Raw genomic sequence first — 17,862 nt, 5'->3', positions numbered from 1 at the left:
GGGGGGGCGCCCGCCTCCGTGTCGGCGGCGCCGCTCTCCGACGCGGAGGACCCGGAGGCGGTGGGGGCCTCGGGGGCGGAGTCCTCAGGGGGCGCAGCGCCGGTGTCTTCGGCTCCGACCGCCTCGTCCTCGGCCTTCTTCTCCGCCTGCTTCTGAGGCGAGGACCCGCCGGTGCCCCCGACGGGCCCGTCCGGCTCGGGCGCGACCTCAGCGGCCTCCGGCTTCGCCTCCTCGGGGGCGGCTGCCGACGACGGGCGCTCGGGTTCGGGGTCGGGGTCGGGCGCCGGGGCCGACCGCGTCCACAGCGGCGCACCGCCGCGTACCGACGCCAGCCGCCGCTCCAGCTCCGCCACCCGGCGGGCCAGACGGTCGTACTCCGCGCGCGGCACCATGTCGCGCCGCTCCATCTCCCGCGCGACCTCGGCCCGCACCAGGTCGCCCAAGGCGTCCCGGTTGCCCTGGCTGGTCTCGATCAGCTCCGCCGCGAGCGCCTGGATGCTGCGCCCCAGCCCCTCGCCGGGCGCGTCCTCGCCCGCCCCGGTCTCTCTGATCAGCGACTTCGCCGCGGCGACGGCGCGCTTGCGGGTGAGTTCGTTGAGGCCACTGGTGGCATCCAGATAGGTGCGCACCGCATCGACGACCATGGTGGGGCTGCTCCTAAAACGACTCGGTCCTGGCCCGATGTTGACGCGCTCGTCCGGCCGGGGGCGAAGGCTCCGTTCCCGCCCGCCCGGCGGTAACCGACCCGTCGACGTTATCAGGCACAGCCGCGCCCCTGCGGCGATTCGGCCGTCCCGCCCCGGCTCCGGGCCCGTTCCCGCCGCCGACCCGGCCCGGGGCGCGCCGCCCAGGAGAAACCGCTCGGCCGCTGCGGCATCATGGGGCCATGACCAGCGTTGAGGACTGCCGCCGCGCGATCGATCGGGTCTCGGAGCGGATCATGGAGGTCGACGAGGCCGACCGCCGCAAGCACATCGTGGACCGCACGGTCAGCGTGACCGTGAGCGACCTGGACACCGTCTTCGACATGCGCCTGACCCGCGACGGCCTGCGCGACGTGTCCTCCCGGGCCGCGTCCGACCCGGCCGAGCGCGCCCAGGTGCGCATCACCTCCACCGCCGACGACCTGGTGGCCCTGGCCGACGACCGGCTCGACTTCGCCAAGGCGATGCTCTCGGGCCGGGTCAAACTGGAGGCGAGCTTCTCCGACCTCATGCGCATGCGCAAGCTGCTCTAGCCGCGTCTAGCCGCGGGTATCGTTCCAGGGTGCTGACGGATACGGGTGAAGGCGCCCTGGAGCTGGCCCCGCTGCGCGGGCTCCGGTACGCGGGCGCCGACGCGAGCGCCCTGATCGACTCCCCCGACTTCAACCTCGCCCTCGCCCTCTCCCCGCCCTATGACCTCGTCGACGCCGCCTCCTATGCCCGCATGACGCGCGTCGAGCCGCTCAACGCCGCCCGGCTGACCGCGCCGCCCGCGATCGACTGGCCCGACCGCTACACCGGCGCCGCGCGCACGTTGCGCCGCTGGGTCGGCGAAGGGGTGCTGGTGCGCGACCCGTCGCCCGCGGTGTACGCCTACGAGCAGACCACCCCCGACGGGCTGCGCCAGCGCGGCCTGATCGGGCTGCTGCGCCTGCCCCCTCCGGGCAGCGGCGCGGTCCGCCCGCACGAGGCCATCTCCGAGGAGCCGGTGCTGGACCGGGCCCGGCTGATGGCCGCCACCCGGGCCAACCTGGAGCCGATACTGCTGCTGTACCGGGGCGGGCGGGGCTCCGAGCGCGGCGCCGCCTCGCTGGCCGCTGACGCCCCCGCCGAACAGGGCGCCGAACCGCTGGTGGACACCGTCACCGGCGACGGCGTCACCCACCGGCTCTGGGCGCTGACCGACACGCGCACACACGCACGCATCGCCCGCGACCTGGCCGGGCGCACCGCGCTGATCGCCGACGGGCACCACCGCTACGCCGCCTACCGCCGCCTGCAGGCCCGCCAGTGCGGCCCCGGCCCATGGGACCTGGGCCTTGCGCTGCTCGTCGACTCCGAGGCCTCCCCGCCCCGGCTGGGCCCCATCCACCGGGTGCTGCCCGGTGTCGACCCGCGCGCGGCGGCCGAGGCGGCCCGCGCCCACGCCCGGGTGCGCGAGCTGCCCGGCGGCACCGGCCCGGCCGGTGCGGCCCGCCTGCTGGCCGAGGCGGCGCGGAGCGGCCCGGCGCTGGCCGTGGGCGACCGGCACGGCTTCGTTCTGATCGACCAGGTGAGCGCGGAGGCGATGCGCGCCGCCGCCCCCGACCGCTCCGAGGCCTGGCGGGCGATGTCCACCGCCGCCCTGGAACGGCTGCTGCTGCCGCTGTGGCGGACCGGCGCCGAGGCGGCCGAGCTCGTCCACGACGACCCCGCCGAGGCGGTGCGCCGCGCCGACGCCCGCCCCGGGCCCGCGGCCGCAGTGCTGCTTCCGGCGCTGCGCGTGGAGGACGTGTACGCGGTGACCGCGCGCGGGGAGCTCACCCCGCGCAAGTCCACGTCCTTCGGCCCCAAGCCGCGCACCGGCCTGGTGCTGCGCTCCCTGGAGTCCGTACCTGAGAGGACCGATGAAGCCCGCTGACCTCCCCCTGAACACGCTCTACGACGCCGCCCTGCTCGATCTGGACGGCGTCGTCTACATCGGGGACCGCGCGGTCCCGGCCGCGCCCGAGGCGATCGCCAAGGCGCGGGCCGCCGGGATGGCGGCGGCGTTCGTGACCAACAACTCCTCGCGCACCCCCTCCTCCATCGCCGAGCGGCTCACCGCGATCGGCGTCCCGGCCGCGGCGTCCGACGTGGTGACCTCGGCCGAGGCCGCCGCCCGGCTCATCGCCGAGCGGTACCCGGCGGGGGCGCCGGTGCTGGTGGTCGGCGACACCGGGCTGCGGCTGGCGCTGATCCGCCGCGGCATGCGCCCGGTCACCCAGGCCGCCGAGGACCCGGTGGCGGTGGTGCAGGGCCACTCGCCGCGGCTGGGCTACGACCTGGTGTGCCAGGGGGCGCTGGCGGTCGGGCGCGGGGCGCTGTTCGTGGCCAGCAACGCCGACGCCACCGCCCCCATGGGGCAGGGCATGCTGCCGGGCAACGGCTCGTTCTCCCGGGTGATCGCCAACGCCACGGGGGTGGAGCCGGTCGTGGCGGGCAAGCCGATGCGGCCCCTGCACGAGGAGGGCGTGGCCCGCACCGGCGCGGAGCGGCCCCTGGTGGTCGGGGACCGGCTGGACACCGACATCGAGGGGGCGCACGCGCGCGGCGCGGCGGGCCTGCTGGTGCTGTCCGGGGTGACCGGCGCCCGCGACCTGGCCGCCGCACCGCCCGGGCGCCGCCCCGACTACATCGCCTGGGACCTGTCCGGCCTCAACGAGGCCCATCCCGGCGCCGAGCCGCGGCCGGACGGCGCGGCCTGCGCCGGATGGACGGCGCGCATCCGCCCGGACGGGGCCGTCGCCCTGTCCGGCGGCGGCGAGCGGCTCGACGGCCTGCGCGCGGTGTGCGCGGCCGCCTGGGCCGCCCCGGGCTCCGACCCGCGAACGGCGCTGGACCGGCTCGGCTGGTAGACCGCACCGCCCCCGCTACGGGGTGCCCGCCTCCCCCGCGCCGATCGACCGTACGCCGGTGGCCTCCACCTCCACCGTCCCGCCGCCGCCCCGGGCCGCGCGCCGGTAGCGGCGGCGCAGCGCCCCCGACACCTGCACCAGGTCGCCGATCCGCCAGCCGCGGACCGCCTCCCGGATGTCCGGGCGGAAGCTCACGCAGGTGAACGGGTCGGCCTGGGGGCCGCGGCGGACGTCCGACGGGGGCCGCGCCACCGAGATGCGCCAGGTGACCAGGTGCTCCCCGCTCGGCAGCTCGCGCACCGACGGCTCGGCGGTGACACGCCCCGCCAGCACCACCTCGTTGCGGTGGGCCGGAACGCGGCGGGCGGTTGCGGCGGACGGCACGGACGGAATCCGGGGCATGAGCGCCTCCCGACGATGGGGTCCCCTTCAGGACCGCTCGGATGTCGGGACCAGCATGCGCCCCGCGCACCGCCCCCGTCAGCCCGGATGCGCGCCTGTGGACAGAGGGCCTGCGGGCCTGCGCGGGGGCCGGTGGGGATCGGCCCGGATCCGGTGAACTACATTCGGGTCCGACTTCGCAGAAGGGAGTGCAGCGGTGGACGCGAGCGAGGGCATCACCGCCCTGGGTGAAGAGGTCTTCGCCATCGACACGATGATGGCCGGGTACCCGGGGATCACCTCCAGCTACCTCATCCGCACCGAGCGGCCGTGCGTGGTGGAGGTCGGCACGGCCGGGTCCGCCGGCGTGCTCCGCGACCGGATGGGCGCGCTCGGCATCGGCCCCGACGACCTGGCCACCATCGTGGTCACCCACATCCACCTCGACCACGCGGGCGGCGTGGGCGACATCGCCCGCATGTTCCCGCGCGCCGAGATCGTGGTGCACGAGCGCGGCGCCCGCCACCTGGCCGACCCCGCCCGGCTCATGCGCTCGGCGCGGACGGTCTGGGGCGACCGGCTGGACACCCTGTTCGGCGAGATGAGCCCCTCCGACGCCGCCCGCATCCGCTCCGTCGGCACCACCGGCGAAGTGGACCTGGGCGCCGGCCGCAGGCTGGTCGCGCACTACTCCCCCGGGCACGCCAAGCACCACGTCGGCCTCGCCGACACCGCCACCGGCGACCTGTACACCGGCGACGCCCTCGGGGTGTACAACCCCTACACCGGCGACGTGCGCCCGGCCACCCCGCCGCCGGACTTCGACTTCGCGGCGGCACAGCGCTCCCTGGACCTGTTCTCCGACATCGGCGCCCGCCGCCTGATGTTCTCCCACTTCGGCGCGGTCGAAGAGGTCGAGGGCACGCTGGAGCGGGCCCGGGAGGAGCTGCACGCGTGGGTGGAGGAGGTGCGCCGGGCGCGCGCCTCGGCCGGGGACCTGGACCACGCGGTGGCCATGGTGCGCGACGCCGTGCAGAAGCGCTACCGGCCGCTCCCCGACGAGGCCCCCGCCGAGTCGGCCGAGGTGATGGACCTGCTCAGCGGGGTGGAGGGCAACACCAGCGGGATCTGGCACTGGCTGGACCGGCTGGAGGAGGAGCAGAGGGAGCGGCGGGACGGCGCCGACGGCCAGGCGCGCGAGGTGTGACGCTCCGGCCCCGCCGGGACGCCGGGGTTCACGGCGCGCCCGGGAGCCCCAGTTCCCGCAAAAGGTGGGCATAGATGCCGTCGTCCCAGGACAGCGCGTCCGGGAGGGTGTCGAAGGAGCGCACCTCGACGGTCTCGAAACGCCCGCTCAGCGGGCGGAACCCGCGCGCCTCGGCGCACATGACCACGGTGGTGTGCCCGTCGGCGAGGACGTAGTACCCGGCCGCGCGGAGCTCCCCCAGCTCCGCGCCCGCCTCCTCGCGGGCCTCGCGGCGCGCGGTCGCCTCCGGGTCCTCCCCCGGCTCGGCGTGGCCGCCCGGGAACTCCCAGGCGCGGTCCCGGTGGCGCACCAGGACCGGCCGCCCGCGGTCGAAGAGCAGGCAGACCACCGAGTCGTGGCGGTCGGGGAGGGCGCCGACGCGCACCACCGCGCCGCCGAGATCCGGTGCAGGCACGGCGGCTATCCTACCCTGCGGCGCCGGACCGGTGCCGGGACGCTGTACCCCGCCGACCGCGACAGAACATGAAAGGCTGTCATCGACATCTCGCGGAGACGGGGAACCTGCTGGTCAGGAGGGTATGAACGATCTCCGTCACGGACGGTGATTTGTATACAGTCCGGTGCATAAGGCAGTGTTAAGGATGCGCGGCTCCGAGCCGCGCACTGGTGTGCCGGGAAGTCTGGTCGGCGACGTACGCAATCCCCAAGGACGACTCGGGAGAACCGCTTATGGTGAAGAAGACCGGTGTGCACGCGCTCGCCGACGCGCTGCGATCAGACGCGATCGGCGGATTTCTGCTCATCGGGGCCGCGGCCATCGCCCTCATCTGGGCCAACTCCCCCTTCGCCGGGGTCTACGAGGCCATCCGCGACTTCACCATCGGCCCCCACGCCCCGCTGCACCTGGACCTGACCGTCGGCACCTGGGCCGCCGACGGCCTGCTGGCCGTCTTCTTCTTCATCGTCGGCGCCGAGCTCAAGCACGAGTTCGTCCACGGTGAGCTGCGCAACCCGCGCCGCGCCATGCTGCCCATCGTCGCCGCCATCGGCGGCATGATCGTCCCGGCGCTCATCTTCGCCGGGATGAACATGGCCCGCCCCGAGGACATCGGCGGCTGGGGCATCCCGATGGCCACCGACATCGCCTTCGCACTGGCCATCCTGGCGATCATCGGCAAGTCGCTGCCCCCCGCCCTGCGGACCTTCCTGCTGACCCTGGCGATCGTCGACGACCTGGGCGCCATCACCGTCATCGCGATCTTCTACACCGACGAGCTGAAGTTCACCTACCTGTTCGCCGCCCTGGCGCTGCTGGTCGTCTTCGGCTACCTGCAGCAGGGCCGCGGCATCGCGGCGGTGCTCAACCGCTCGGCCGTGCCCAACTGGGTCGTCTACCTCCCCCTGGCGTTCCTCATCTGGGCGTTCATGCACGAGAGCGGCGTGCACGCCACCATCGCCGGTGTGGCCATGGGCATGCTGATGCGCAGCCGCATCCGCGGCGGCGAGCACGAGTCGCCCCTGCACCACGTGGAGCACATGCTGCGCCCCTGGTCGATGGGGCTGGCGCTGCCCATCTTCGCCCTGTTCTCCGCCGGCGTCGTCTTCTCCGGCATCGGCTCGATGTTCACCGACACCGTCGCCTTGGGCGTCATCGTGGGCCTCGTGGTCGGCAAGCTCATCGGCATCCTCGGCGGGGCCTGGGTGACCACCAAGCTCACCAGCGCCGAACTCAACCCGACACTGCGGTGGATCGACATCGCGGGCATGTCGCAGCTCGCCGGTATCGGCTTCACCGTGTCGCTGCTCATCAGCGAACTGGCCTACGAGCCGGGGACGACCCTGGACCACGCCAAGGGCGGCGTGCTCATCGCCTCGCTGCTGGCGACGCTGCTGGCCTCGCTGGTGCTCACACGCCGCAGCGCCTACTACCGCAAGCACGGCGTCCCGACAGAGGAGACGGCCGAGCAGAGCTGACCGCACCGCGGGAACGGCACACACGAAAAGGAGGNAAAGGGGGGGGCCCCCGCCGTGGCGGCGGGCGCCCCTCCTCGTCCGATCGTCGCGTCGGCGCCTCAGGCCCGCCGGCCGTCCTGCTCCTCCGGGTCCTCGGGGTCTTCGGCGTCGGCCCAGATGACGCCGTCGTCCACCGCGACCAGCTCGATGCCCTCCAGCTCGGCCAGGCGCTCGTCGGCGTCGGTCTGGCCCTCGCGGTCCACGGCCGAGGCGCGCGCGAAGTACTCCCGCGCGTCCTTCTCGCGCCCCAGCTCCTCCAGGACGTCGGCGTAGGCGTAGAACAGGCGCGCGGCCCACGGGCGCGCCCGGCGCTCCTTGAGCTCGGGCACCTGCAGCTCCACCAGCGCCGCCTCGGGCCGCCCCATGTCCCGGCGGGCGCCGGAGGCGACGATGCGCAGCTCCACGCGGGCGTCGGTGTCCAGTCCCTCGGCCTCCGGCGAGCGGGCCAGCTCCAGCGCCCGCTCCGGGCGGCCCAGACCACGCTCGCAGTCGGCCATCACCGCGAGGTAGGCGGAGCTGCCGTTGATCCGCCGCGCCGCACGCAGGTCGGACAGGGCCTCCTGCCACTTGCCCACGTTGTAGGCGGCCACGCCCGCGGCCTCACGCACGGCCGCGACACGGGAGGCGCGGCGGCGGGCATAGGAGGCGTGCGCGTAGGCGGCGTCGGGGTCCTCGTCCAGAAGGCGCCCGGCGGCGGCCAGGTGGCGGCCGACGACCTCCGCCAGGGAGCGCGGCAGGGTCGCCAGTTCGCGACGGACATCACCGGCCAGCTCACGGTCGCTGACGTCCTCGGGCAGGGACGGGGCCTTCTCCCTCTCCTCGCGCCGGGCGTCGTCGGCACCGGTGCGGTGGCGGTCCCGCCGCTCGCCGCGCTCGTTCCCGGGCCGACCTCCGCCGCGGCCGCCGTCGGACCGGCGCCCGCCGCCGCGCGGACCGCCCCCGCGGCCGCCGCCCCCACGGGGACCACCGCCGCGCGGACCGCCGCCGCGGGGGCCGCCGGACCCGGGGCGGCCGCCGCCCCGCCCGCGGCCGCCCGACCCGCCGGAGCGGCCTCCCTGGTCACGAGCTCCGGAGCCGTCGCGGCCCCCCGATCGGCTGTCGTCAGTCATGTCCCGTTCCGTAAGCAGTCAAAAGCGCCGCCGCGTTCCGCGACAGCGCAAAGAAGATTCCCAGATCACCCACTTTACGTCATCGGCCGGGCTTACGCGCCTCGATCAGCGTGCGCGAGGCGTGCGCCACGAACGGCCCGTCGGACGCGATCCGCCCGTGCAGCTCCCGCAACCGCCCGCGGTGGGCCTCCACCTCGAAACCCGGCACCAGCCACACCACCTTGCGCAGCAGGTACACGACCGCCCCGACATCGAAGAACTCCATGCGCAGGCGCTCGGAGCGCAGGTCCACCACCTCCAGCCCGGCCGCGCGGGCCGCGTCCGCCTCGTCGTCCGGGCGGCGCTCCTCGCGCGCCGCGGGCTGCGGGCCCAGAAAGAACTCGATCAGCTCGAACACGCTCGCGGGCCCGACGTGCTGGGCGAGGTAGGTGCCGCCGGGCCGCAGCACCCGGGCCACCCCGCCCCAGGGCACCGTCGTCGGGTGGCGGCACGAGACCAGGTCGAACACGCCGTCGGCGAACGGCAGGGGCCCCTCGTCCGCGGCGGCCACCACGGCACCGCCCAGCGGGCGCAGCCGCTCCGACGCCCGGGCCAGGTTGGGCCCCCACGACTCGGTCGCCGCCACCAGCGGCGGCTCCCGGCCCGCCTCGTCCACGGCGCCCGCCAGCACCTCTGCCCCGCCCGTCTGCAGGTCGAGCACCGCCGATGCCCGCGCCAGCCGAGAGGCCAGAAGGCGCTGGTAGCCCCACGACGGCCGCTCTTCCGTGGCGCGCCCCTCCAGCCAGGAGAAGTCCCACCCGCCGACGGGCGCGGCCGCGCCCTCCTGCACCAGTTCCTCGAAAGCACGCACCATGGTCGCCATCTTCGCCTATTCGGCCATGTGTGCGATGAGTTCCGCGCGCTCCGCGGGTCACAACTTCCGACGGCCCGCGCATGAGCGGCACTTCGACCGGAAGCAGGTACCACCCATGGCAGAACACCTCGACCTCGGCCCCGCGGCCCGGCGCCTCGCCGACCTGGCCGCCGACACGCCCGACGCGCGGCTCGGCGGCCCCACACCGTGCACCGGAATGGACGTCGCCGCGCTGTTGGACCACGTGCTGATGCTCTCCCAGGCGTTCCGCCGGGCCGCGGAGAAGGCCAACTCGGCCGACGACGGCCCGCCGCCGGAGGCCGACGGGGGCAACCTGCCCGCGGACTGGAGGAAGGAGTTGTCGCACCGCCTCGACGCCCTGGTCGAAGCCTGGCGCGCACCGGAGGCATGGCAGGGCGAGACCGCCGCCGGGGGTGTGGCCCTGTCGGGCCAGGAGGCGGGGGCCGTGGCCCTGAACGAACTCATCCTGCACGGGTGGGACCTGGCCCGCGCGACGGGGCAGGACTATACGTGCGAAGAGTGGGAGGCCCAGGTCAGCTACGACTTCGCCGCGAGCGTCCCGGACGTCCCCGAGGCACGGGCCGGCCTGTTCGGCCCCGTCGTCGCGGTCCCGGACGACGCCCCGCTGTTCGACCGGGCACTGGGTTACAGCGGGCGGGACCCGGGCTGGTCGGCCTGACCCAGCACCGCCGCGACGATCCCCCGCACCTCGTCGGGCTCCGGCGCGGCGCCCTCGCGGTCCGCGAACCGCAGGTGCGCCGCGCCGACGAGCGCGGGGGCGAGCATGCCCGGGTCCGCGCCGGGGGGCACCCGCCCCAACTCCTGCTCGGCGGCGAGGTAGGCCGCGATCGCCTCCGTCGCCTCCGCCAGGACCGGGATGCCCGCGCCCTGCGGTCCGCGCAGGGCGCGCAGCCGGGCGCGCAGCCCGTCCCGGAAGGTCACCAGCGGTACCACCGCCGCGGCGACCGACCCGAACAGGTCGGCGAGTTCCTCGGCCAGGTTGCCCGCCACCGTCCCCGTCCCGGCGGCGCCGAGCAGCGCCGGGGCCCGGGCCTCGATCCGCGCGGCGCGCTCCTGGACGAGCTCGGCGAGGAACCCGTCGAAGTCGGTGAAGTGCCGGTGCAGGACGCCCTTCGCGCACCCGGCCTCGTCGGTCACGACGCGACTGGTCAGGGCCTGCGGCCCGTCCCGGACGAGGACGCGCTCGGCGGCGGCGAAGAGCCGCTCGCGGACGTCGCGGATGTGCACCCCGGTGGGCAATTCCCCCGACCTCCCCGGCTGCGCTCGACGATTCCGCCCAAGCCTTCCAGAGTGGGCATGCGCCCATTATAGTGGGCGCATGCCCACTCATTCCGATGACCCCGCACCCCACCGGCACCGTCGGACGGCCGAGTCGTTCGGCGTCGACGCCGAACGCTACGACCGCACCCGCCGCCGGTACCCCCGGGCGCTGATCGACCGCATCACCGCGGCCTGCCCCGGCCCCCGCCTGCTCGACGTCGGCTGCGGCACCGGCATCGCGGCCCGGCAGTTCCGCGATGCCGGCCGCACGGTCCTGGGGGTCGAGCCCGACGCGCGCATGGCCGAATACGCCCGGGGCACGGGCATCGACGTCGAGACGGCCCGCTTCGAGGAGTGGGACCCGGCCGGTCGGACGTTCGACGCCCTGGTCTCCGGCCAGGCCTGGCATTGGATCGACCCCGCCGAGGGGGCCGTGAAGGCCGCCCGGGCCCTGCGCGGCGGAGGCGTGCTCTCGGTGTTCTGGCACGCCTTCCGCCCGCCGTCCACAGTCGCCGAGGCCTTCGCGGACGCCTTCGAACAGGCGGTCCCGGACGCGCCCTTCGACGTACGCGCCCTGGACAAGGGCAGCGCCGGATACGACACCTTCCTCGCCCCCGCCGAAGAGGGCATGAGGGCGTCCGGCGCATTCACCGCCCCCGAACGGTGGCGGTTCGACTGGGAATGCCCCTACACCCGCGACGAATGGCTCGACCAACTCCCGACGCACGGGGCGCTCACCCGCCTCCCGCCCGAGGCGACGGACGCGATCCTGCACAAGGTCGGCGAGGCCATCGACGCCTTGGGCGGCGAATTCACCGTCCGATACAGCACGGTGGCGGTCACCGCCTTCGCCGTCGCTACGCCCGGCACGTCCGACGACGGCCGGTAAGGGCCGCGACCGTCCGTCTGAGAGCGGACGCACCCCTCCCTGGCCGGGTTCGACGGCGCCCTGCGGCATCCCGTCGTTCCGATACGTGGTGGCCGGGCGCCTGGCCGGGGCTCCCGTCCAGGCGTCCGGCGCGGGCGTTCGGCGTCGCCCCTCAGGTGCCTCGGGCGATGGCGGTACCAGAGCGCGCCGCGACACTCTCGCCGGTGTACTCACAGCGCGCGGAAGGCATCACCCTCGGACCGGTGCTCCACTCCTGGCGGCTCGCCTTCTATGCCCTGAGGCATAGCGCGGTCCCGACTCCGCGACGATGTGCCTGCCGGAGTCCGCTGCCTACGTTCGATGCGTCAGCGACGCGAACGGCGTCGACGCGTTCGGCCAGGGAGGCACACCCCGTTGCTCACCGTTCGGGAACTCACCAAGCGCTACGGCGACACCACCGCCGTCGACGCCCTCACCTTCGACGTCCGCCCCGGCCGGGTGACGGGATTCCTCGGGCCGAACGGCGCGGGCAAATCCACCGCCGTCCGCCTGCTCCTGGGGCTGGACCGGCCGACCTCCGGCAGCGCCCTGGTGAACGGCCGCCGGTACACCGACCTGCCCCGTCCCGAACGGGAGGTCGGGGCGCTGCTCGACGGCGGGGCGGCGCACCCCGGCCGCAGCGCCCGCGCCCACCTGCTCGCCCTCGTACGCGCGACCGGCCTGCCGCGCCGCCGCGTGGACGAGGTCCTCGGCACGGTCGGACTCACCGACGTCGCGGACCGCCGGGTGGGCGGCTTCTCCCTGGGCATGCGCCAGCGCCTGGGCATCGCCGCGGCACTGCTCGGCGACCCGGGGGTGCTCGTCTTCGACGAGCCGGTCAACGGCCTCGACATCGACGGGGTGCGCTGGGTCCGCAGGCTCATGCGGGACCTGGCCGACGAGGGGCGCACCGTCTTCGTCTCCAGCCACCTGATGAGCGAGATGCAGCAGATCGCCGACCGGCTGGTGGTGGTCGGCGGCGGCCGCCTCGTCGCCGATGCGCCCATGGCGGAGCTGATCGATGCCTGGTCGCATGCCCGGACCGTCGTCCGGACCCCCGACCCGGGGCCCCTCACCGCCTGGCTGCGCGACCGGGGCGTGCCCGGGCGCCGTGTCGACGTGGAGCAGGGCCCAGACGGGGAGCTGCGGATCCAAGGGGCCCGGCCCGAGGAGGTCGGCGACGCCGCGCACGGGGCGGGTGCGCGGGTACACGCCCTCTACCGCGAGGAGGCGTCGCTGGAGCAGGCCTACCTCGAACTCACCGAGGGCACGGCGCGCCACACCGCCTCCGGGAGCGGGGGCACGCGGGGCGCGGACGCCGCCCCCGGCGGGAACGGCGGAGAGAAAACGGAGGAGTACCGGTGAAGGCGACGACGACCACGGGCACGGATGCGCACACGCCGAGCGGCCCAGGCGCCGACTCGGGCGCGGGCTCGGAGACAGGCCACGGGGAGGGGAGCCCCTCGGCACTGCGCTCACTCGGCCGGGCCGTGGCCATGGAATGGACGAAGGCCGCCTCCCTCCGCACCACCTGGTGGTGCCTGGGCCTGGCGCTGGTCGCGATGGCGGTGTTCGCCGTGCTGATGGGCGTGACGAAGGCCCAGGAGGTCACCGACAACCCCGACGCGGCGAGCGGGATCTCCTCCACCATGCTCGTCTCGCAAGGCGTGTTCTACCTGGTCCAGTTCGCGGTGGTCACCCTCGCGGCGCTCACCGCGACCGGGGAGTTCTCCGGCCGCGGCGCCTCCTCCACCCTGCTCGCCGTCCCCCGGCGCGGCCGGGTCCTGGCGGCGCGCTCCCTCGTGGCCGCCGGGTTCGGATTCACCATCGGGGCAGCGGCCACGGCCCTGGGCATCGGGATACTGCGACTGGTGATCGGCGGCCTCGCCCCCGTGGACGCGGGCGGCGCGGTCGGCACGGTCCTGGCCTCCGGCGTGTGCATGGCGCTGTTCGCGGTGATGTTCACCGGGATCGGCACCGCCCTGCGCAGCACCGCCGGGACCATCGCGGTCGGCTTCCTGGTCCTGCTGGGCCTGCCCATGGTGATGCAGCTCAGCGGCCTGCAGGTGGTGAACGACCTCTCCGCGGTCCTCCCCGGCCCCGCGGGGATCGAGTTCTACGCCCTCGGTGACGTCGGCTTCTACACCGCCCCGGTCGACGGCCCGATCAACCTGGCCACCGTGGTGGGCTGGACCGCCGCCGCCTCCATCGTCGGGGCCGCGGAGTTCCGCGTGCGCGATGCGTGAGCACGCGGCCTCCCGCGCCCCGGACGCTCCGTCCGGGGCGCGGTTCGTTCGCCGGGCCCTGCCGGTCCGGTGGCGGACCGGAACCGGGCGGGGGCCTCAGGCCGGGGGATCGATCAGCTCGACGTCGGGGTGCTCCGGGGACGGACCGTCCAGCAGCGGTTGCTCCTCACCCCGCAGGTACTCGTCGAAGAACGCGGTGAGGTAGGCGCGCTGCGCCGCCACACTGCGGTCGGGGTCGACGGTGCCGACGGAGTCCTCCACCGTCCGCTCCCAGGCCGGTCCCGACGGGTGGGCCTCCTCTTCGAGCTGTGCCAGGTACCACTGGGTGTCGATGAAGCTCATGTGCTCCCCCTCCTCCAGGTACACCTCGACGGTGGGCCCGGCGGAGGCGGCGCGGAACATCTCCCAGTCGGGCGACTCGCGGCTGGTGTGCGGGTACCCGGCCTTGCTCCATCCCCCGCCCATGATCATGAACGGACGGGCCGAACCGTTCGTGTTGGACCGGCCCCACACCTCGTCGCCGACGTGGTAGCCGATGCTGCCGTCCAAGTCGGCTCCCGCGTCGATGCGGTCGTCGACGACCATCAGCTCGGCCGCGGTGAACCCGCCCGCGGAGTGGCCGAACATGCCGACCGAGGACAGGTCCATCGCCTCGACCAGGCCCACCGGCACGTCGCGCGCGCCGTCCGCGGCCCGCTCCAGCGTGTCCAGGACGAAGCGGGCATCGTCCTGGCGCACGTCGATCGCCTCCCGGTACATCTCCGTCGGGTCCATCTGCCCGGGGACGGCCGACCGCACCACTCTGCCGTCCGCCAGTTCTACGGCGATGGACTCGTACGGGTGGTCCATCGCCACCACCGCGTACCCCTGCGAGGCCAGCTCCTCCAACTGCGCGGTCGCCTGGTAGCGCGTCTGGTTGAAACCGTGCGAGTACAGCACCAGGGGGAAGGGCCCCGCATCCGCGGCGACGTCGGCGCCGAGCCGGGCGTTGGCCCGCGCCCCGTCGATGTCCACCGCGTCCCGCGACAGGCCCACCTTCTCCACCTGGGAGACCAGGTAGTCACCGACGGGGCCGGACGCGTACGGCGCCCTGGGGCCGTCGCCGCCCTCGCGAGCCGGATACCAGACGGAGACCATGAGCTCGCGCCGCTCCGAGCCCTCGACCCACGGGTGGCCCCGGGTCTCGTCGACCAGTTCGAGATCCACGCGGCCGACGGCGTGGTCGCCCGTCGGCTCGGGCGGGCGCAGTACCACCGGTTCGTGCGCCGTGACCGCCGCGACCGCCGAGGGGACGCTGCACGACAACACGAGCACGGCCGCCGCGGCCCCATGGGCCGTCATGCGGCGAGGCCGCCTTGTGAGGCTCTGTTCGGCCGCTCTATCCAGTCCGGCCGCTTCATCCGTTCTCGCCATGCGACCGATCATCACGGCGCGGCCTCTCCAGGGGCATCGGCTCACAGGCGGAACCTCGCTATCCCCATCGGCATAGAGCCGACCGCACCAGGCGACGTCACCGGCGAAGGGCCGGGCCGGTCACTCCGCGGCCGGGGCGTCGTCTCCGGGGAGTGCGGCGCCGGAGACGAGGCCCGCCTCATAAGCGAGGATCGCGGCCTGCACCCGGTTGCGGACGCCCAGCCGGGAGAGGAGGGCGCCCACGTGCACCTTGACCGTGCCCGGCACGATACCGAGACGCCCGGCGATCTCCTCGTTCGACAACCCCTCCCCCACGTGGGTGAGCACCTCGCGCTCGCGTGCCGACAGGCGCGCGGTCCGCTCCCGGGCGGCCGCACCGCGCGACATCCGGCCTCCTGTTCCCGTCGCCCCCAGCTCGGTGATCACCCGCCGCGCCACCTCGGGTGACAGGTAGGCGCCCCCGTCGACCACGGCGCGCAGCCCCGACAGCAGCTCCCGCGGGTCTCCGGTCTTCAGCACGAACCCGCCGGCGCCGCAGCTCAGCGCCCGGGCGATGTAGGCGTCCTCGGAGAAGGTCGTCAGGATGACCACGGCGGTTCCGGGGACTTCTGCCGTGATCGTCTCCGCCGCGTCCAGGCCGTCGGTCCCCGGCATCTGAACGTCCAGGAGGGCGACCTCGGGACGGTGCTCGCGCACCAGCTCGACGGCCTCGGCGCCGTCGGAGGCCTCCCCGACGACGTGGAAACCGGGGTCCGCACCCAGGATCGCGCGAAGTCCGGCGCGCACCATCCGCTCATCGTCGGCGAGCACGACACGGATCGCCGCGTTTGCCGCGTCCGCGCCCTCCGTCGTCGATCGCACCACCGGGACAGCCTACTGGGGGCCTTGCCCGGCGGGGGCTGTGCGGGCGAGGGGATCACTCCCGCCGATGGACCACGTCCTTGGCCACCAGGCGCCCGTCGGCGAAGCACAGCCGGTAGAGGGGAGGCAGCCCGCTCTCGTACACGACCAGGTAGTACCGGCACCGGGCTCCGGAGGGCGCGGGCGGGCCGCCGGTCGATCCGTCCGGGGGGTACTGGAACACCGGGAGGTCGGACTCGACGGCCGCCTGGTCATCGCCGACGCGCATGCGCTCGTAGTCGGCTCGCGGGAGCACCGTGTTGACCCCGACGGCCCAGAGCGCGCCGAACCCCAGGGCGGTGAAGACGGCCGCAAGGGCGGTCGGCACCGCCACCGCGACCACGAGCCAGCGTCGGGCTCTGTCGCGGGCGCGGCGCATTCTGGACGCCGTCTCGGTCTCCGCCCGGTGCCTCCGTGCTTCGGGGGCGACGGAATCGGACGCCGCATCCGTGGCGGTCGCGGAGTCGGGAATGCGGGCAAAGACGGTGAAGCCGCCCGCATCGTCCCGCCCGGCCGAGAAGGTCCCCCCGGCCGCCTCGACGAGGGCGCGCAGTTCGGCCAGACCGGAGCCGTTGCCCGTGGCCGTGCCGTCGGATCCGGGAGCGGAAGCGCCGGAAGGGCTGCGGGGGCGGCCTGCGAAAGGCCCACCGGGGACGCCGCCGGTGTCGGTGATGTGCAGCGAGGTGGCGCCGTCCTCCCGAAGCAGCCGCACCGCCACCCGCGAGCCCGGCGCGTACCGGGCCGCGTTCGTCAGCGCCTCCTGGACGACGCGGTGGGCGAGGTGGCCGGGAAGCCCCACGGGAACGGGAGACGATCCCTCCCGGACGAACGTGACCGCCATTCCGGCGCCCACCGCGCGCTCCACCGCGGTGGTGACGTCCTCGTCGCCTGCCGGTGCCGGGGACCGCCGTACCGACGGCCGTGCCGACCGCTCGGGATCCCCGGCCGACTCCCCGGTCTCCGCGTCCCCGGCCTCGGTACGGAGCACTCCGATGATCTCTCTCAGCCGCAGATTGGCCTCATGGGCGGCCTCGCGGAGCTCCGCCGCGGCCTCGCGGGCGCCGTCGTCGGCGGCGGTCATCTCCAGCGCGGCCGCACGGACGCCGATCAAGGCGAGGTCGTTGCCCAGGGCCCCGTGCATGTCGGTGGCGATTCGCGACCGCTCCCGTAGTCTGGCCCGCTCCGCGTCGATGTCGCGGGCGAGCTCCATGCGCTCGGCGATCTCCCAGCCCGCCGTGCGGAGCTCGTCGAAACGCCGCCAGTACCGCCCGAGCAGCCACGGTGCCACGATGGCACCGACCAGCGCGAGCAGTCCCGACGCCCAATCGGTGACACCGGTCAGGGTCTCCCGCAGGTCACCGGCACGGACCCAGGTGAGCGCATTGAACAGCAGCATTACCAGCGCGAAGGTCACCGTCAGAGTGACCACGGGCGCGGTGCGTTCGGACCGGCGACCCGCGAGGAACGCCAGGACCGGAGCGGGCAGCACATAGGCCAGCGCGAACACGTCGACCACGCCGACGGTCGTGGCCATCGCCTGGATCAAGGGTGCAAGGCAGGCCAACCCCGATGCCGTGACGGGGAATCTCCGCCGGAGAGCGAGCGCGGCGCCGAATAGCAGGGCCGCCATGAGCGTTTCGGCGAGCGCCGTGGACCGGTCACGGAGCCCGAACACCTCTGCCGTGAGGAGCCCGACGAACACCGACCAGAGCAGGACGTCGAGAGCATGATCTGCATGGCGAACGACGAAGGTGGCCAACCGGGAATGGTGGCCGTTCCTGATCCGCCAACGCTCGCTCATGCCGACCACCATAGGGGGTGGCGCGGAACCCGTTCGGGAACGTGAAAGCAGGATTCACAAGCGCACAAGTGTACGCACGAAAAAGGAGCGGACCCCGACACACGGGACCCGCCCCTCCTCGAAGAAAATGCGGCGGCAACCTACTCTCCC

General features: G+C 74.4%; 18 protein-coding genes. 10 read left to right on the top strand and 8 right to left on the bottom strand.

What is annotated here, in order from left to right; all coding sequences use genetic code 11:
• The first annotated feature begins 171 nt into the window (after positions 1-171).
• The 4 genes from D476_RS39935 to D476_RS0119010 all read left to right on the top strand — a co-directional run bounded on the left by D476_RS39935 (position 172) and on the right by D476_RS0119010 (position 3,580).
• Positions 172-621 carry a hypothetical protein gene (locus tag D476_RS39935; protein WP_160167446.1) on the top strand — a complete coding sequence of 150 codons (450 nt, stop codon included), beginning with the start codon at positions 172-174 and terminating at the stop codon, positions 619-621.
• Positions 622-886: 265 nt separating this feature from the next.
• Complete coding sequence (locus D476_RS0119020; protein WP_017625521.1) at positions 887-1,237, top strand: SCP2 sterol-binding domain-containing protein; 351 nt, start codon at positions 887-889, stop codon at positions 1,235-1,237.
• Between the two features lie 29 nt (positions 1,238-1,266).
• Entirely contained in the window at positions 1,267-2,604 is a 1,338-nt protein-coding gene (locus tag D476_RS0119015) for a DUF1015 domain-containing protein (RefSeq protein ID WP_017625520.1), read from the top strand.
• Positions 2,591-3,580 (top strand): HAD-IIA family hydrolase, encoded by a 990-nt coding sequence (locus D476_RS0119010; protein ID WP_017625519.1) that lies wholly within the window; start codon positions 2,591-2,593, stop codon positions 3,578-3,580. Before D476_RS0119015 ends, D476_RS0119010 begins: the two co-directional genes overlap by 14 nt.
• 15 nt (positions 3,581-3,595) lie before the next feature.
• On the opposite strand, the gene D476_RS0119005 is transcribed toward D476_RS0119010, so the two are convergent.
• Entirely contained in the window at positions 3,596-3,964 is a 369-nt protein-coding gene (locus D476_RS0119005; protein ID WP_239648759.1) for a single-stranded DNA-binding protein, read from the bottom strand.
• 271 nt (positions 3,965-4,235) lie between these two features.
• On the opposite strand from D476_RS0119005, the gene D476_RS0119000 reads away from it, so the two are divergent.
• The gene (locus D476_RS0119000; protein WP_239648760.1) at positions 4,236-5,168 is read left to right on the top strand and encodes an MBL fold metallo-hydrolase; all 933 of its coding nucleotides are present in this window, start codon (positions 4,236-4,238) and stop codon (positions 5,166-5,168) included.
• Positions 5,169-5,196: 28 nt separating this feature from the next.
• Here the strand turns inward: D476_RS0119000 and D476_RS0118995 are convergent, their stop codons facing one another.
• Entirely contained in the window at positions 5,197-5,595 is a 399-nt protein-coding gene (locus D476_RS0118995; RefSeq protein WP_017625516.1) for an NUDIX domain-containing protein, read from the bottom strand.
• A 302-nt stretch (positions 5,596-5,897) separates the two neighbouring features.
• On the opposite strand from D476_RS0118995, the gene nhaA reads away from it, so the two are divergent.
• A complete protein-coding gene (gene nhaA / locus D476_RS0118985) occupies positions 5,898-7,142 on the top strand; it encodes a Na+/H+ antiporter NhaA (protein WP_017625514.1) in 1,245 nt (414 codons plus the stop codon).
• Positions 7,143-7,240: 98 nt separating this feature from the next.
• Here nhaA and D476_RS0118980 read toward each other — a convergent pair whose 3' ends face one another.
• A complete protein-coding gene (locus D476_RS0118980; RefSeq protein WP_017625513.1) occupies positions 7,241-8,290 on the bottom strand; it encodes a tetratricopeptide repeat protein in 1,050 nt (349 codons plus the stop codon).
• A gap of 79 nt (positions 8,291-8,369) precedes the next feature.
• Positions 8,370-9,143, bottom strand: coding sequence for a class I SAM-dependent methyltransferase (locus D476_RS0118975; RefSeq protein WP_026123647.1), 774 nt, complete (start codon positions 9,141-9,143; stop codon positions 8,370-8,372).
• Between the two features lie 115 nt (positions 9,144-9,258).
• Between D476_RS0118975 and D476_RS0118970 the strand changes: the two genes are divergently transcribed.
• Positions 9,259-9,843 (top strand): TIGR03086 family metal-binding protein, encoded by a 585-nt coding sequence (locus D476_RS0118970; protein ID WP_017625511.1) that lies wholly within the window; start codon positions 9,259-9,261, stop codon positions 9,841-9,843.
• Here the strand turns inward: D476_RS0118970 and D476_RS0118965 are convergent.
• Positions 9,810-10,424 carry a TetR/AcrR family transcriptional regulator gene (locus tag D476_RS0118965; protein WP_017625510.1) on the bottom strand — a complete coding sequence of 205 codons (615 nt, stop codon included), beginning with the start codon at positions 10,422-10,424 and terminating at the stop codon, positions 9,810-9,812. The genes D476_RS0118970 and D476_RS0118965 overlap by 34 nt on opposite strands.
• 79 nt (positions 10,425-10,503) lie before the next feature.
• Here D476_RS0118965 and D476_RS0118960 point away from each other — a divergent pair, with 79 nt between their 5' ends.
• From D476_RS0118960 to D476_RS0118950, 3 genes are all read left to right on the top strand, one after another.
• Positions 10,504-11,334 carry a class I SAM-dependent methyltransferase gene (locus D476_RS0118960; protein WP_017625509.1) on the top strand — a complete coding sequence of 277 codons (831 nt, stop codon included), beginning with the start codon at positions 10,504-10,506 and terminating at the stop codon, positions 11,332-11,334.
• A 393-nt stretch (positions 11,335-11,727) separates the two neighbouring features.
• Positions 11,728-12,717, top strand: a complete 990-nt coding sequence (locus D476_RS0118955; RefSeq protein WP_017625508.1) for an ABC transporter ATP-binding protein — start codon at positions 11,728-11,730, stop codon at positions 12,715-12,717.
• Positions 12,714-13,598: an ABC-2 transporter permease gene (locus D476_RS0118950; RefSeq protein WP_017625507.1), complete on the top strand. Its 885-nt coding sequence runs from the start codon at positions 12,714-12,716 to the stop codon at positions 13,596-13,598. Before D476_RS0118955 ends, D476_RS0118950 begins: the two co-directional genes overlap by 4 nt.
• A gap of 96 nt (positions 13,599-13,694) precedes the next feature.
• Here the strand turns inward: D476_RS0118950 and D476_RS0118945 are convergent, their stop codons facing one another.
• The 3 genes from D476_RS0118945 to D476_RS0118935 form a co-directional block, all read right to left on the bottom strand.
• The gene (locus tag D476_RS0118945; RefSeq protein ID WP_017625506.1) at positions 13,695-14,939 is read right to left on the bottom strand and encodes an alpha/beta hydrolase family protein; all 1,245 of its coding nucleotides are present in this window, start codon (positions 14,937-14,939) and stop codon (positions 13,695-13,697) included.
• A 192-nt stretch (positions 14,940-15,131) separates the two neighbouring features.
• A complete protein-coding gene (locus D476_RS33840; protein ID WP_275041560.1) occupies positions 15,132-15,875 on the bottom strand; it encodes a response regulator in 744 nt (247 codons plus the stop codon).
• 52 nt (positions 15,876-15,927) lie between these two features.
• Positions 15,928-17,712, bottom strand: a complete 1,785-nt coding sequence (locus D476_RS0118935; RefSeq protein ID WP_083939570.1) for a sensor histidine kinase — start codon at positions 17,710-17,712, stop codon at positions 15,928-15,930.
• Between the last annotated feature and the right edge of the window lie 150 nt (positions 17,713-17,862).

The sequence above is a fragment of the Nocardiopsis chromatogenes YIM 90109 genome, assembly GCF_000341185.1.
In the GTDB taxonomy this organism is placed as follows: domain Bacteria; phylum Actinomycetota; class Actinomycetes; order Streptosporangiales; family Streptosporangiaceae; genus Nocardiopsis_A; species Nocardiopsis_A chromatogenes.
This window is presented reverse-complemented; position numbering and strand designations above follow the sequence as displayed.